Below are 13,824 nucleotides of genomic sequence, written 5' to 3'. Positions count from 1 at the left end.
AACGTCCCCGGGCTCGTCCGCTCCCCACGACCCGGGGTCACCGGCGGGCCCGTCGGGGATGGCGGCGATGCCGACGCGTCCGCTCCGCGGGGACCGGGTCCCGCCGGTGATGGGACCCGTCGGGCGCGCCCGCTCGCCGGACACGGCGCCGGGGCCGAGCTGGGGACCGCTCCCCCGCCCGGCCCCGGCGTCCCGGCGCAGCGCCGCTCAGCTGCAGCCGCTCGTCGAGCCGCAGCCCTCGCAGACGTAGCAGGAGCCGCTGGGACGCATCTTCGTGCCGCAGGTCATGCACAGCGGGGCGTCGAAGGCCGTGCCCGTGATCCGCTCCATCATCTCGGTCGTGGTGTGGGGGTCGGCGGCCCCGACGCCGGCGGGGGCGACGGACGGGGCCTCGATGAGGCTGGGCTGTCGGGCGCCGCCGGCGCCCACCGCGACGTCGTCGCCGGCGTCGTTCTTGAGCTGCTCGCTCTCGGGCAGTTCGGCCTCCTCCTCCTCGGAGAGGTAGGAGCCGGTCTCGACGTAGTGGGCGCGCTCCGCGGCGGTGTAGATGCCGAGCTCGGCGCGCTCGTCGAAGTCGAGGTAGTCCAGGGCCAGGCGGCGGAAGACGTAGTCGAGGATCGACTGGGCGATGCGCACGTCCGGGTCGTCGGTCATGCCGGCGGGCTCGAACTTCAGATTGGTGAACTTCTGGACGAAGCCCTCCAGCGGCACGCCGTACTGCAGGCCGATCGAGACGGCGATCGAGAAGGCGTCCATGACGCCGGCCAGCGTGGAGCCCTGCTTGCCGAGCTTGAGGAAGATCTCGCCCAGCTTGCCGTTCTCGTAGGCGCCGGTCGTGATGTAGCCCTCGGCGCCGGCCACCGAGAAGCTGGTGGTGCGCCCGGCGCGGCTCTTGGGCAAGCGGCGCCGGCGCGGACGGTACTCGACCCGCACCTCGGGCCTGGGGGCCTCGTCGGAGCCCGGTCTCCTGTTGTCGTCCTTGCCCTTGGAGCCGGCGCTCAGCGGCTGACCGACCTTGCAGTTGTCGCGGTAGACGGCGAGCGCCTTGAGACCGAGCCTCCAGCCCTCCATGTAGACGTCGGCGATGTCCTCGACGGTGGCGCTCTCGGGCATGTTGACCGTCTTGGAGATGGCCCCCGAGATGAAGGGCTGCACGGCCGCCATCATGCGCACGTGGCCCATCGGGGGTATGGCGCGCACCCCCATGGCGGTGTCGAAGACCTCGTAGTGCTCCTGGGCCAGGCCCGGGGCGCCCACGACGTTGCCGTTGGCGGCGATGTGGTCGACGATCCGGCCGGTGGCCTCCTCGTCGTAGCCGAGGTTCTTCAGCGCGCGGGAGACGGTGCCGTTGACGATCTGCATCGACGAGCCGCCGACGAGCTTCTTGAACTTGACCAGGGAGAAGTCCGGCTCGACGCCGGTGGTGTCGCAGTCCATCATGAAGCCGATCGTGCCGGTCGGGGCCAGTACGGAGGCCTGGGCGTTGCGGTAGCCGTTGGCCGCGCCGCCCTCGGCGGCGGCGGCCCACTGGGCGGTGGCCGCCTCGTGGACCTCCCCGTCGAGGGCGGTGAGGGTCCGCAGGGACTCGTTGGCGGCCCGGTGCCTGGCGATGACCCCCTGGTGGGCCTCGGCGTTGGGCGCGTAGCCCTTGTAGGGGCCGACGGCGGCGGCGAGCTCCGCGCTGCGGCGGTAGGCGGCGCCGGTCATGAGCGAGGTGATGGCGGCGGCCAGGCTGCGCCCGCCCTCGGAGTCGTAGCCCTTGCCGAGGGCCATGAGCAGGGCGCCGAGGTTGGCGTAGCCGATGCCCAGCTGGCGGTAGTCGCGGGTGGTCTCGGCGATCGGCTCGGTCGGGAAGTCGGCGAAGCAGATCGAGATGTCCATGGCGGTGATGACGAGCTCGACGGCCCTGGTGAACAGTTCGACGTCGAATGTGTCGTCCTCGCGCAGGAACTTGAGCAGGTTGAGGCTGGCCAGGTTGCAGGAGGAGTTGTCCAGGCTCATGTACTCCGAGCACGGGTTGGACGCGTTGATCCGGCCGGTGGCGGGGGTCGTGTGCCAGGCGTTGATCGTGTCGTCGTACTGGATGCCGGGGTCGGCGCACTCCCAGGCCGCCTGGGCGATCCTGCCGAAGAGCTCCCGGGCGTCGACCCGCTCGACGATCTCGCCGGTGGTGCGCGCCCGCAGACCGAACGTCGTGCCGGCCTCGACGGCCTTCATGAACTCGTCGGAGACGCGCACCGAGTTGTTGGCGTTCTGGTACTGCACCGAGGTGATGTCGGCCCCGCCCAGGTCCATGTCGAAGCCGGCATCGCGCAGGGCGCGGATCTTGTCCTCCTCGCGGGCCTTGGTCTCGATGAACTCCTCGATGTCGGGGTGGTCGACGTCGAGGATGACCATCTTGGCGGCGCGCCGGGTGGCGCCGCCGGACTTGATGGTGCCGGCCGAGGCGTCGGCGCCGCGCATGAAGCTGACGGGGCCGGAGGCGGTGCCGCCGCTGGAGCGCAGGAGCTCCTTCGAGGAGCGGATGCGCGAGAGGTTCAGACCGGCCCCGGAACCGCCCTTGAAGATCATCCCTTCCTCCCGGTACCAGTTGAGGATCGACTCCATGGAGTCGTCGACCGAGAGGATGAAGCAGGCGCTGACCTGCTGGGGGCTCCTGGTGCCGACGTTGAACCACACCGGCGAGTTGAAGGAGAAGTACTGGTGGAGGATCAGCCAGGTGAGCTCCTCCTCGAAGACCCGGGCGTCGGTCCGCGAGGCGAAGTAGCCCTCCTCGTAACCGGTCGAGGAGTACTTCTTCACGACGCGGTCGATGAGCTGACGCAGGCTCGACTCGCGCTCGTCGGTGCCGACGGCGCCGCGGAAGTACTTCGTGGTGACGATGGTGGAGGCGTTGACGCTCCAGAAGTCGGGGAACTCGACGCCCTTCTGCTCGAAGACGGTCTCACCGGTCTTCCAGTTGGTCTGCACCACGTCACGACGCTGCCAGGTGATCTCGTCGTAGGGATGCACGCCATCCGTGCTGAAGGTGCGCTCGATCGTGAGGCCGGCGGGCTTCCTGCCGCGAGACCTGGTCGAGCCGCCGCGGGCGCCGGTCGTGGCCACAGTCTGTGTCATCGTTCCCTCTCCGGGCCCGGGCGGTGCCGCCCGGGCCTCGTTGTGCATCGTGGTTGTGCGTCGTGGACGCCGATGGTCGGTTGGTGTTCAGTTGTCCCGCCCGGGGCCTGCTCCCGAAGACGCAGGGAACCCTCTTCGGCGGCGGATGGGGGTGGTGCTGACGGCTCAACCGGTGCCGGGCCCTTCGTGCCCGGCGTCCTGCAGTACGGCGATCTCGGCCAGGAAGTCGTCCATGCACTGGAAGTGCCGGTAGACGCTGGCGAAGCGCAGATAGGCGACGGCGTCGAGCCTGCGCAGCGGCTCGAGGATCGCCACGCCCACCTGCTCGGACGGGACCTCGGCCGAGCCGCTGGCCCGCAGCGACTCCTCGACCTGCTGGCCGAGTCTGGCCAGCTGGTCCTCGGTGACGGGCCGGCCGGTGCAGGCCTTGCGGACCCCGCTGATCACCTTGTCCCGGTTGAACGGCTCGAGGACGCCCGACTTCTTCACGATCGTGAGCTGCATCTGCTCGATCGTCGTGAAGCGCCGGCCGCAGGCCGGGCACTGACGGCGCCGGCGGATGCTCGCGCCGTCCTCGGCCACGCGCGAGTCGAGGACCCGGGAGTCGCCGTTGCGGCAGTACGGGCAGTGCATCGGCGCCACCTCCTTCGGTCTCCCCGGCCCGCCCGGGGTCGTCCCCGCCCCGTCCACAGCCCCCTGTGGGCATCCTGTGGACGGCTGTGGACCGGAACCACAATCTGTGGACGAACAACAGACGTGCAACTACTAGATGTGGGTACAGTACACCGCTCGCGGCGCCGGGCGGAGCCGCCGGGGAGGGACTCCGCGGCGCGGACCTTCTCACCGTCGGGCGGACCCCGGGGCCCGCCCGGCGGTGACATCCCTCGTCACCCCGAATGAACGACTCCGGAGCCCCGACGCCCGGACCGGACCCGTCATGACGCCCACGACGAACAGGCCTCCGGCGCGTCGTCGGCGCGTCACCCGGACTCAGTGCCCGTGGTCGACCTGGACGACGGCGCCTTGGCCGGGCTCGACGGGCGTGTCGGGGATCGCGAGGAAGGCGTGGACCACCCCGCCGAAACCCAGCGCGATCGCGGCGAGGAAGGACGCCGCGGCGACGACGGCGCCGCGCCCGGGATCCGTCCGGCCGGACGGCCTCCTGACGCCGTCGCCGCGCCGCCGCTGGGCGAGCGGCGCGGGACGCACGGCCCCCGCGGGGACGGCGGGGACCTCGACCGGCACCGGCTCGGCGCAGGCGGCGGCCAGCAGTTCGGCGCTCAGCACCTGGACGTGCTCGGCCCCGTCGTCGGGGACGCCCGGAGCCGGATCGGCCAGCGTGCACGCGCGGGCGCCCGTGCCCAGGGGCAGCGGGACGAGCGAGGGCCCGGTGAAGCCCTGCCGGGCCGCCGGAGGGGTGGGCCCGGCGGCGCGGGAGGGGCTCCCGGGCTGCGCCGGACGGGACGCCGGACCGCGCGGGACGCCGACCGACGCCGGCGCACCGACGCCCCGGACGCCCTCGCGCGCACCCCCGCGGGCCGGCCCGGCGCCCTGGCAGTGCCGAGTGAGCCGGTCGGAACCGGCGAGCCGATCGAGCTGAGTCATGTCAACCTCCTGCACGTGAGAACCCGTCCGCGAGAACCCGTCCGCGTGGGCGGGCGGGTCGTCGGGGCTTGAACCGCCCCGAGCGCTCGAACAACTGTTCGACTACTGGAGTATCGTACACCTGTTCGAGTTCCTCGGGAAGACCCGCGGCGGACCGCTCGTTCTGCGGTTCGTCGCGGGACCCCGCCCGGACACCCGACAGCCAAGCAGCCCGCACCGACGATTCCCGGCGTCGGTCGACCGGCGCCCCTCACCAGCCCGTTGGGGCGGGCCGGGGTCGTCGGCATGACCGCACCCCCGGGGCCGAGGCGGGGATCGGCCCCATGCCGTCGGGTGCGCCGGAGGCCGTGCAACCGGAACGGTCCGTCGTTGTCGGTGACCGGCGTGATCGGGGCGGTCTCGCCCGTCCCGGGGTCGGTGGGACGGTCCAGCGGCGTGACCCCGTCGAGCATGGCTTCGGCCTCCGCGGGGGCCGGCTCGACTCCGGCGGTCGCGTCGTGCTGGTCCGCGGCGGGTGACCAGCACCAGCCGGACCCGGGCTTCGAGGAGCGGCCCGCGACACGCCGGGTCCGGCCGCCGGAGCAGTCCTCCCCGCTTCGAGGAACTCTGCCTTCCACCGGCCCCGATCGACTGCCCGGAGGCCTTCTCCTCGCGGGCCGCCACGGCGACCGCGGTCTCGCCGGACAGCACGCCATCCCGGGTCCTGGCCCCCGCACCGAACACCGGTGGCCGTCCCATGGCCGCGTCCCCCTGCCCCCCGGACGCCGATCACGCCCCCACAACCGGCCCGCTAAAAAACCGACGCAGGACATCACGCAACCACGTCCCCAGGCGCCCGAGGCGATCCGCTTTAACAATGATTTTCAGCATCTCCCACCCCCTCGAACCGACAACCAATCTCGTTTTGTGGCGGCAGTACCCCTCCCTCGCCGTACCTCTTTTTCGTTGCTGCTTGGCCGAAGCCTCGGCCTTCTCTCAGACCGTCTCCCGGCCGAGCCGCAGCGCCCGGCGCACCGGCCCCGGCCAGTCGGCGACGGCCATGCCGTGGGTGGCGAGCAGGGCGATCGCGACCCGTTCGATGCCGAAGCCGGCGCAGGCCGTGTGCGCCGGCCCGCCGTCGGGGAGGCGGATGCCGAAGTTGTCGGCGAAGTGCGTGCGGTGCGCGTTCGAGCTCGAGATGGCCGTCCGGCGGTCGGGGTACAGGTCGACGCTGATCTCGTTCTTCATGCCCGACTGCAGCTGGTTGGCCGCCAGCATCCGGCCGACGCGTCCGAAGAAGGGGTCGTTCGCCCGGTCGGCGGCCACGTCGAGACCGAGGCCGCGGAAGAGGTCGAGGAGCAGTTCGAGCCAGTCGGCGCGGAAGGCCTCCGCGCTGTCCGGGGTGCCCAGGTGGACGTACTCGCAGATGCGGAAGGCCACCATGCGCACCGGGTCCTCGCTCGGCTCGTGGCGGAAGCACCAGCTGCGGCAGAAGACGGTCGTCGGCGCCTCGAGGGTGCCCGCGTAGCGGGGGTAGACGTTCTGGCAGGTCGCGGGGACGAGCGTCATGCCGCTCGGTTCGAAGTACCCGGTCCAGTCCCTGCCCGCGTCGACGTCCCCGATGAGGGCGCGGTGCTCGGGGTCGCCCCCGCGGAAGACCTCGACTTCGCCGACCAGCTGGGGGAAGGACCGCGGGTAGTCGGTGGCGGTGAACTGGGCCGTGTCGATGAGCGGGCCGAAGGCCATGACCGGGGTGCCGGCCGGCGCCCGGTCGGCGTAGGCGCGCCAGAGCCCGTCGACGACGGCCTCGAACTCGGGCCCGTGCCCGTCGATGCCCGGGCGCGCCCCCGGGAGCAGATGGCCCGCCCCGCGCAGCGCCCCGCGCAGCGCGCCCTCGCCGTCGACCAGGCTCACGACAGGGCCTCGATCTCGGCGACGATGGCGCCGATGGAGGCCATCGTGGCGGGCGTCATCCGCTCGGGCGGGAATTCGATGCCGAGCCGGTCCTCGATCTCGAGCAGCAGGCTCACCGCTGCGTGCGAGGTCAGTCCCGCATCGGCCAGCGAGGCGTCCGCGGCGAGCGTCGTCACGTCCTCGTCCAGGTTGCCCACTTCGGCGAGCGCCTCGCGCACCGCCTGCTCCGTTCCGTTCATCTCACCATCTCCTGTCGTGCCGGGATCCGCAGCGGCCCCCGAGCGGTCTGCCGCCCCCGGCCCGGGAGGGCCGCGGCGAGTCCCGCCGGCCGGTCGCGGTGCCCATCTCAGCGCCTCCCCACCCGGTGCGCGCGCGTCCAGGCGTGCCCGTCGATGTCGCGGCGCGGCTTGCCGGCGGGGGTCAGCGGCAGCTCGTCGACCACGGTCAGGCGCATCGGCACCTTGTACGGGGCCAGCCGTTCGGCGCACAGCGCCAGGGCCGCCGCCGTGTCGACCCGGGCCCCTGGCTCGGCCGTGCAGGCGGCCATGAGCAGATTCACGCCCGGCGTCGTGCCGCGCGCGTGGACGAAGGCCCGGTCGATGCCCGGGACGGTCTCGAGGAGCTGCTCGACCTCGGCGGGGGCGACGTTCTCGCCCTGCACCGAGATGATCTCCTTGAGCCGGCCGTGGAAGTGGAAGAAGCCCTCCTCGTCCATGCTCACCAGGTCGCCGGTGCGCAGATGGCCGTCGGGGGTGAAGGCCTCGGCGGTGGCCCGCGGGTCGTTCCAGTAGCCGGCGGTGACGAGGCGCCCGCGCAGCTGCAGCTCGCCGCGCGCGCCCGGGCCGAGCTCGCGGGTCGGGTCGGCGGGATCGCAGACGCGCACGTCCAGCCCGGGCAGCGGCACGCCGCAGCTGCCCGGCGGGATCAGCTCGGGGTCGGGCAGCGGCATGAGCCCGTAGCCGCAGGACTCGGTCATGCCCCAGCCGTTGACGGGCCGCTGGTCGCTCACCGCCAGCCAGTCCCGGACGAGCTGCTCGGACATCGGCATGCCGCCGGTGACGACGTAGAGGTCGTCGAATCGCACGCCCGCCCGCGCCGCGGCGGCGGCGATCGCCGCGAGGATCGGGGGCACCGTCGCCAGCTTGCGGGGCGGGCGGACCGCGGCGGTGCGCACGACGGCGCCGATGTCGCCCCGGTCGAAGGCGACGAGCTCGACGGCGCGGGCCAGCCCGCTGAGCAGGTGGTCGACGAGCGAGTAGACGTGGTTGAGCGGCAGCGTGAGATAGTGCACGCCGTCGCCGCGGGCCTGGTTGCGGAAGAAGTTGAGGTTCTGGTCGATGGCGTGGCCGACCATGGCGTGCGTGAAGGGCACGCCCTTCGACCGGCCGGTCGTCCCGGAGGTGTACAGCAGCAGCGCCGTCCCGTCCGCCGCCGGGCGCGCGGCGCCGGCCGCGAGCGGCTCGTGGGCGAGCAGCCCGGCCCAGTCCGGCGAGGCGTCGGCCCCGTCGTCCGTGGTCGAGGCGGCCGGGTCGATGACGACAGCCCGCACACCGGCGGGCAGCCGGTCGGCCACCGGGGCGTCGACGACCGCCAGGCGCGCGCCGTGGTCGGCGAACAGCCCGGCGAGCTCGTGGGCGGTGGCGGCCGTGTCGTGCTCGACGACGACGGCCCCGGCGCGCAGGGCGGCCAGCAGCGCGATGACGTGCTCGGGCGAGGCTCCGGCGACGAGGGCGAGGCGGTCGCCGGGGGCCAGCCCCGCGGCGAGCAGCCCGGCGGCGACGCGGTGCAGCGCCTCGACGAGCCGTCCGTAGCCGAGGGCCCGCCGATCGCGGCGCAGCGCCACGCGGTCGGGATCGACGGTCTCCAGCCGCAGATGGGCCACGATGTCGTCGGTGACCGGCGGCAGGGTCCTCTCGATGCCCGGCGGGTAGTGGTCGACCCAGGGGCCGTTGATCATGCCCGCCCCGCATCCGGCCGGCCCGCGTCCCGGTGTTCGGCGTCGCGGTCGCGGAAGTCGGCCCGGTGCGCCCGGTACCAGGCGACGGTGTCGGCGATGCCCTCGCGCAGCCCGTAGCGGGGCCGCCAGCCCATGCCGGTCAGCAGGCTCACGTCGAGGAGCTTCTGCGGGGTGCCGTCGGGCTTGGAGTCGTCCCAGACGACCTCGCCGGTGTACCCGGTGGCCTCGGCCACGAGCCCGGCGAGCTCGGCGATCGTGCAGTCCCTGCCGGTGCCCACGTTGACCTGGCTCGGGCCGTCGTAGTGGTCCATGAGGTACAGGCAGGCGTCGGCCATGTCGTCCACGTGGAGGAATTCGCGGCGCGGCGTGCCGGTGCCCCAGTTCGTGATGCTCGTGGCCCCGGTGCGGACGGCCTCGTCGTAGCGGCGGATCATGGCCGGCAGGACGTGCGAGCCGACGAGGGCGAAGTTGTCCTCGGGGCCATACAGGTTCGTCGGCATGGCGGAGATCCACGGCAGGCCGTACTGGCGGCGCACCGCCTGGGTGCCGATGATGCCGGCGATCTTCGCGATCGCGTAGGCGTCGTTCGTGGGCTCCAGGTGGCCGGTGAGCAGCGCGTCCTCGGGGATCGGCTGGGGGGCCAGCTTCGGGTAGATGCACGAGGAGCCGAGGAACAGCAGCCGCTCGGTGCCGGTGGCCAGGGCCGCGTCCATGACGTTGGTTTGGATGCGCAGGTTGACCGACAGGAAGTCGACCGGGTACATGTCGTTCGCCATGATGCCGCCGACCTTGGCCGCCGCCAGGAAGACGTAGCGGGGCCGGACGGCCTCGAAGCGGGCGAGGACGGCCGCCCGGTCGGTCAGGTCGAGCTCCGCGTGGCTCGCGCCGACGAGACGGCTGAAGCCTGCCCGTTCGAGGCGGCGCCAGATGGCCGAGCCGACGAGGCCGCGGTGCCCGGCGACGTAGGTCACCGCGTCGCGGTCGATCGGGTCGGGGCGGCCGGTCGGGGCGGGGGAGTGGGTCGTGCTGCTCATGCCCGCGCCTCCACTCGCGGGACCCGGTCGGCCCAGTCGGTGCGGGGCACGTCGATCCAGGGATCGGTGTGGTGGGCGAGGATCTCGATGTCCGCGTCCACCATGATCTCGGCGAGCTCCTTGACGTCGACCCGGGCGTGCCAGCCGAGCCTCTCGTGGGCCTTCGTCGGGTCGCCGATGAGGGCGTCGACCTCGGTGGGGCGCAGATAGCGCTCGTCGAAGCGCACATGGTCGTGCCAGTCCAGGCCCACGTGCCCGAAGGCGTGGTCGAGGAACTCGCGCACCGTCGTGCCGCGGCCGGTGGCCAGGCAGAAGTCCTCGGGCTCGTCGGCCTGCATGATGCGCCACATGCCCTCGACGTACTCGGCGGCGTAGCCCCAGTCGCGGATCGCATCGATGTTGCCCATGTAGAGCTCGTCCTGGAGGCCGGCCTTGATGGCGGCCACGGCGCGCGTGATCTTGCGGGTCACGAAGGTGCCGCCGCGGCGCGGGGACTCGTGGTTGAAGAGGATCCCGTTGACCGCGAACATGTCGTAGGCCTCGCGGTAGTTCTTGGTGATCCAGTAGCTGTACATCTTCGCCGCGCCGTAGGGCGAGCGCGGGTACATCGGCGTGGACTCGTTCTGCGGCGGCGGGGTCGCGCCGAACAGCTCCGAGGTGGAGGCCTGGTAGAAGCGGGCCCCGATGCCGGACTGTCGCACGGCCTCGAGCAGCCGGACGGTGCCGACGCCGGTGGTGTCGGCGGTGTGCTCGGGCTCGTCGAAGGAGACGCGCACGTGCGACTGGGCGGCGAGGTTGTAGACCTCCTCCGGGTCGATGCCGTGCAGCAGCGTCACGAGGCGGGCGCCGTCGGACAGGTCGCCGTAGTGCAGGAACAGCCGGGCGTCCGGATCGTGGGGGTCGCGGTAGAGGTGGTCGATGCGGTGGGTGTTGAAGCTCGAGGAGCGGCGGATGAGGCCGTGCACCTCGTAGCCCTTCGAGAGCAGGAGCTCCGCCAGGTAGGAGCCGTCCTGGCCCGTGATGCCGGTGATGAATGCTCGTGTGGACATGGTGTGACTTTCGCTAGGGGTGGATGCTTGCTCGGTCCGGTGGTCCGGCGTCTCAGCGGCCCGTCATGCGCGACAGCCAATCGCGCACGGTCGTGACGGCCGCGTCCGGGGTGAGCCTCTCCCGGACGAAGCGCTGGGCGCTGCATCCGGTCCGTTCCGCGGCTGCGGGGTCGGCCGCGATGCGTTCGATCGCGCCGAGCAGGGCGGCCGGGTCGGCCGGCGGGACGACCTCGCCGGCTCCGGCGGCCGCCATCTCGTGGGCGGTCGACGAGTCGGGCTCGGTCGCCGCGACGACCGGCCGGCCGCTGCGGAAGTAGGTGGTGAGTTTGCTGGGCACCGCCATCTCGCGCAGGCCCGGCTTCTCGTTGACGAGGAGCACGTCGCCCGCCGCCAGGATGGCGCGGTACTCCTCGTCGGGCAGCGAGGGCACGAAGACGAGGTTCCTCGCGCCGGCCCCGTACTCCATGAGGGCCTCGCGGCGGGAGCCGTCGCCGACGAGGGCGATGACCGTGTCGGAGCCGGTCCGCTCGGCGTAGCGGGCCGTGTCGACGAGGTTCTCCAGGCCCTGCTTGGCACCCATGTTGCCGGTGTGCAGCGCGACGACCGGGGCGTCGCCGAAGTACTGCCTGCGCAGCCCCGCCGCCAGCCGCTCGTCGCACCGGTCGGCGTCCACGTGGCACCAGTTGCGGCAGACGGCGACCCGGTCGGGGTCGACGCCCAGGACGTTCACGACGTGGTCGCGGAAGCGGGGGTGGATGACCAGCACGCCGTCGGCGCTGCGCAGCACCCGGGACTCGACCCGGGTGAGCAGGCGCGAGACGAGCCCGGCCTGCTCTATCTCGGCGGCGCCGGAGGAGTAGAGGTCCTGCACCCACACGCCGACCGGCCTGCCGGTGACCCTGGCGCGGGCGAGGACGCAGGCGGTGGCGAGCAGGGCGGGGCTCACGGCGATGACCGCCTCGGCGCCGCGCCACGAACTGGTCAGGGCGCCGGCGCCGAAGCTGAGCTCCTGGCCGATGCGCCCGGGGCCGTGGCCGCCCGAGCCGATGAAGTGGCGCACGCGGCGCACCTCGATGCCGTGGATGCGCTCCCGGCGGCGCAGGCCCCGCATGCCGGTGAAGTTCGACCACGACGGGTAGTGGGGCACGCCGGTGATGACGCGCACCCGGTGGCCGGCGGCGGCCAGCCCCTCGGCCATGCCGGTCGTGTAAGGGGCGATGCCGGTGCTCTCGGGGGTGTAGTTGATGCCGACGAGGAGCACGTTCCGCGGCTCGGGGGCCCGTCGGCCGGGCCGCGGGCGCCCCGGCGCGTCCGACGCGCCGGGGGAGCCGGGGGAGGAGCCGCCGGACGAGGAGGAGCCGCTGGACGAGTAGGCCTCGACGAGTTGACGGGCGATGGCGGGCATGCCGAAGACGTCGCGGGCCGTGGCCCAGGCCCGCCGGCCGGTGGCCAGGCGCCGGTCCGCGTCGGACAGCAGGGTGCGCACCGCGTTGGCGACCTGGTCGGTCGAGGCGTCCGTGACGATGCCCGCGCCGTGCTCGGCGACGGCCGGGGCCAGGCCGCAGCTGTCCGTGAGGACGACCGGGAGCCCCTGGGCCATGGCCTCGAGGACGCTCATCGGGTAGGGCTCGTCGACCGAGGGGAGCACGTAGACGTCGGCCCCGGCCATCGCCCGGGCGCCCTCCTCGTGCGTCGCCGGGCCCCGCCAGACGAGGCGCTCGCCGAGCCCGGTCGCGGCGATCTGCGCGCGGACCCGTTCGCCGATGCCCTCGTCGGGCCCGATCATGACGAAGCGCGCATCGGGGAACTCGCCGGCCAGGCGCTCCGCTGTCTCGACGAAGGCGCCGGGGCGCTTCCGCTCCTGGACGCGGGCCAGGTAGAGGACCGTGAGGGGCCCGTCGGCGCGGTGCCCGGGCTCGGCCGGGGGGACGAGGACGCCGTTGTGCAGCTCCTCGAGGCGGAGGCCGGGGCCGAACAGCGAGCGCAGGTCGTCGCGCTCGCGCCCGGTGAGGTGGAAGACGCGAGCGCAGTCGCCCAGCACGCGGGCGGTCAGGGCCCTGTCGAGCGGGGCCGCCAGCGGGTTGTCGGAGGCGTCGATCATGCCGTGCGTCATGGCGTGGACCGGCACCCCGGCCCGCTGGGCGATCCGTGCGGCGGGCAGCGAGACGAGGTCGCGGGCCAGGTGGACGTGGACGACGTCGGCCTCGTGGACGTGGCGGTTCAGCCAACGGTGGAGGGCCGGGCCGGCCAGGCCGGCGAAACCGGCCCCGGGCAGCACCCGGTGGCCGGGGAAGAGCCTCACGGGTACGCCCTCCCAGCTGTCGGGGAAGGCTCCCTCGAAACCGAGCCCGACGGCCGCGAGCAGGACGTCGTGCCCGGCGTCGGCCAGGGCGCGGCACTGGTTGACGGCGACGGTCGTGGGGCCGCCGTAGACGTTGGCGGGGCTGATCGCCGTGACGATCTGGAGGATTCTCACCGGACCCGCTCCTCGGCCCGGGGCGCCAGGATCCGCGCCCCGTCGGGCACGTCCCGGGTGACCAGGGCGGTCGCGCCCACGACGGCGTCCCTGCCGATGGTGACGCCGCGCAGTACGGTGGCCCGCGCGGCGATCCAGCTGCCCGAGCCCACGACGATGGGGCCCAGGTCGACCTCGAAGCGGGGGTCGTCGGCCCGGTGCGAGCCGGTGCAGAGCATGGCCTGCTGGCTGAGGCACACGTCGTCGCCGATCGTGATCGGGGCGGGGTCGAGCAGGGCGACGCCGACGCCGATCCAGCAGTCGCGTCCGACGGTGAGCTTCCACGGCCAGTGGATTCGCACGCCGTGACGGATCAGCGTGCCCCGGCCGATCCTCGCGCCGAAGGCGCGCAGCAGGAGGGCGCGCAGCCGGGGGGGCATGAGCACCGAGCGCTGGGCGGGCTCGGCGACGAGCGCCCAGGCCGCGCACATGAGCCGTCCGCGGCCCTTGTCATAGCCCCGGCCGGTGAACTCGGCGAGCCGGTGGAGGTGGGGCGCCTGGGTGGGATCTGTCATGTCTGGGGTGGCTCCTGGTCGACTCGGTTCCTGGACTCAACGGTAGCGTTCAGTTTTCTCAGGTACCGTAGTAAAACACATGATGCGGACATGATTTCTCTAAGGATCACGGGCGCTACCATGACGCAGGGGCTGTTCC

The 13,824-nt window shown here is 72.9% G+C and carries 10 protein-coding genes; all 10 read right to left on the bottom strand.

Features of this window, described 5'->3' with window-relative positions:
* Window positions 1–207: 207 nt before the first annotated feature.
* A complete protein-coding gene (locus K336_RS0107200; RefSeq protein WP_028706654.1) occupies window positions 208–3,117 on the bottom strand; it encodes a vitamin B12-dependent ribonucleotide reductase in 2,910 nt (969 codons plus the stop codon).
* Window positions 3,118–3,282: 165 nt separating this feature from the next.
* Window positions 3,283–3,750 carry a transcriptional regulator NrdR gene (gene nrdR, locus K336_RS0107195; protein ID WP_028706653.1) on the bottom strand — a complete coding sequence of 156 codons (468 nt, stop codon included), beginning with the start codon at window positions 3,748–3,750 and terminating at the stop codon, window positions 3,283–3,285.
* Between the two features lie 357 nt (window positions 3,751–4,107).
* On the bottom strand, window positions 4,108–4,722 hold the full coding sequence (locus tag K336_RS0107190) for a hypothetical protein (RefSeq protein ID WP_028706652.1): 615 nt from the start codon (window positions 4,720–4,722) through the stop codon (window positions 4,108–4,110).
* 975 nt (window positions 4,723–5,697) lie between these two features.
* Complete coding sequence (locus K336_RS15185; RefSeq protein WP_051245497.1) at window positions 5,698–6,615, bottom strand: class-II aminoacyl-tRNA synthetase family protein; 918 nt, start codon at window positions 6,613–6,615, stop codon at window positions 5,698–5,700.
* The gene (locus K336_RS0107180) at window positions 6,612–6,854 is read right to left on the bottom strand and encodes a phosphopantetheine-binding protein (protein ID WP_021798586.1); all 243 of its coding nucleotides are present in this window, start codon (window positions 6,852–6,854) and stop codon (window positions 6,612–6,614) included. Before K336_RS0107180 ends, K336_RS15185 begins: the two co-directional genes overlap by 4 nt.
* 107 nt (window positions 6,855–6,961) lie before the next feature.
* Window positions 6,962–8,572 carry a class I adenylate-forming enzyme family protein gene (locus tag K336_RS0107175; RefSeq protein WP_028706651.1) on the bottom strand — a complete coding sequence of 537 codons (1,611 nt, stop codon included), beginning with the start codon at window positions 8,570–8,572 and terminating at the stop codon, window positions 6,962–6,964.
* Window positions 8,569–9,606, bottom strand: a complete 1,038-nt coding sequence (locus K336_RS15180; protein ID WP_051245496.1) for a GDP-L-fucose synthase family protein — start codon at window positions 9,604–9,606, stop codon at window positions 8,569–8,571. The genes K336_RS0107175 and K336_RS15180 overlap by 4 nt, the downstream gene beginning before the upstream one ends.
* A complete protein-coding gene (gene gmd, locus K336_RS0107165; protein ID WP_021797730.1) occupies window positions 9,603–10,655 on the bottom strand; it encodes a GDP-mannose 4,6-dehydratase in 1,053 nt (350 codons plus the stop codon). Before gmd ends, K336_RS15180 begins: the two co-directional genes overlap by 4 nt.
* Before the next feature lie 52 nt (window positions 10,656–10,707).
* Window positions 10,708–13,131: a glycosyltransferase gene (locus K336_RS17675; protein WP_081660665.1), complete on the bottom strand. Its 2,424-nt coding sequence runs from the start codon at window positions 13,129–13,131 to the stop codon at window positions 10,708–10,710.
* Complete coding sequence (locus tag K336_RS0107150) at window positions 13,128–13,685, bottom strand: DapH/DapD/GlmU-related protein (protein ID WP_021797724.1); 558 nt, start codon at window positions 13,683–13,685, stop codon at window positions 13,128–13,130. The genes K336_RS17675 and K336_RS0107150 overlap by 4 nt, the downstream gene beginning before the upstream one ends.
* Between the last annotated feature and the right edge of the window lie 139 nt (window positions 13,686–13,824).

The organism is Propionibacterium acidifaciens DSM 21887 (genome assembly GCF_000426605.1).
Taxonomy (GTDB): domain Bacteria; phylum Actinomycetota; class Actinomycetes; order Propionibacteriales; family Propionibacteriaceae; genus Propionibacterium; species Propionibacterium acidifaciens.
This window is presented reverse-complemented; position numbering and strand designations above follow the sequence as displayed.

What these genes read in the sequence shown, in the direction of transcription:
- K336_RS15180 (WP_051245496.1), bottom strand. Translation starts at nt 9,606, where the DNA reads ATGAGCAGCACGACCCACTCCCCCGCCCCGACCGGCCGCCCCGACCCG.
- nrdR (WP_028706653.1), bottom strand. Translation starts at nt 3,750, where the DNA reads ATGCACTGCCCGTACTGCCGCAACGGCGACTCCCGGGTCCTCGACTCG.
- K336_RS0107200 (WP_028706654.1), bottom strand. Translation starts at nt 3,117, where the DNA reads ATGACACAGACTGTGGCCACGACCGGCGCCCGCGGCGGCTCGACCAGG.
- K336_RS0107190 (WP_028706652.1), bottom strand. Translation starts at nt 4,722, where the DNA reads ATGACTCAGCTCGATCGGCTCGCCGGTTCCGACCGGCTCACTCGGCAC.
- gmd (WP_021797730.1), bottom strand. Translation starts at nt 10,655, where the DNA reads ATGTCCACACGAGCATTCATCACCGGCATCACGGGCCAGGACGGCTCC.
- K336_RS0107180 (WP_021798586.1), bottom strand. Translation starts at nt 6,854, where the DNA reads ATGAACGGAACGGAGCAGGCGGTGCGCGAGGCGCTCGCCGAAGTGGGC.
- K336_RS0107175 (WP_028706651.1), bottom strand. Translation starts at nt 8,572, where the DNA reads ATGATCAACGGCCCCTGGGTCGACCACTACCCGCCGGGCATCGAGAGG.
- K336_RS0107150 (WP_021797724.1), bottom strand. Translation starts at nt 13,685, where the DNA reads ATGACAGATCCCACCCAGGCGCCCCACCTCCACCGGCTCGCCGAGTTC.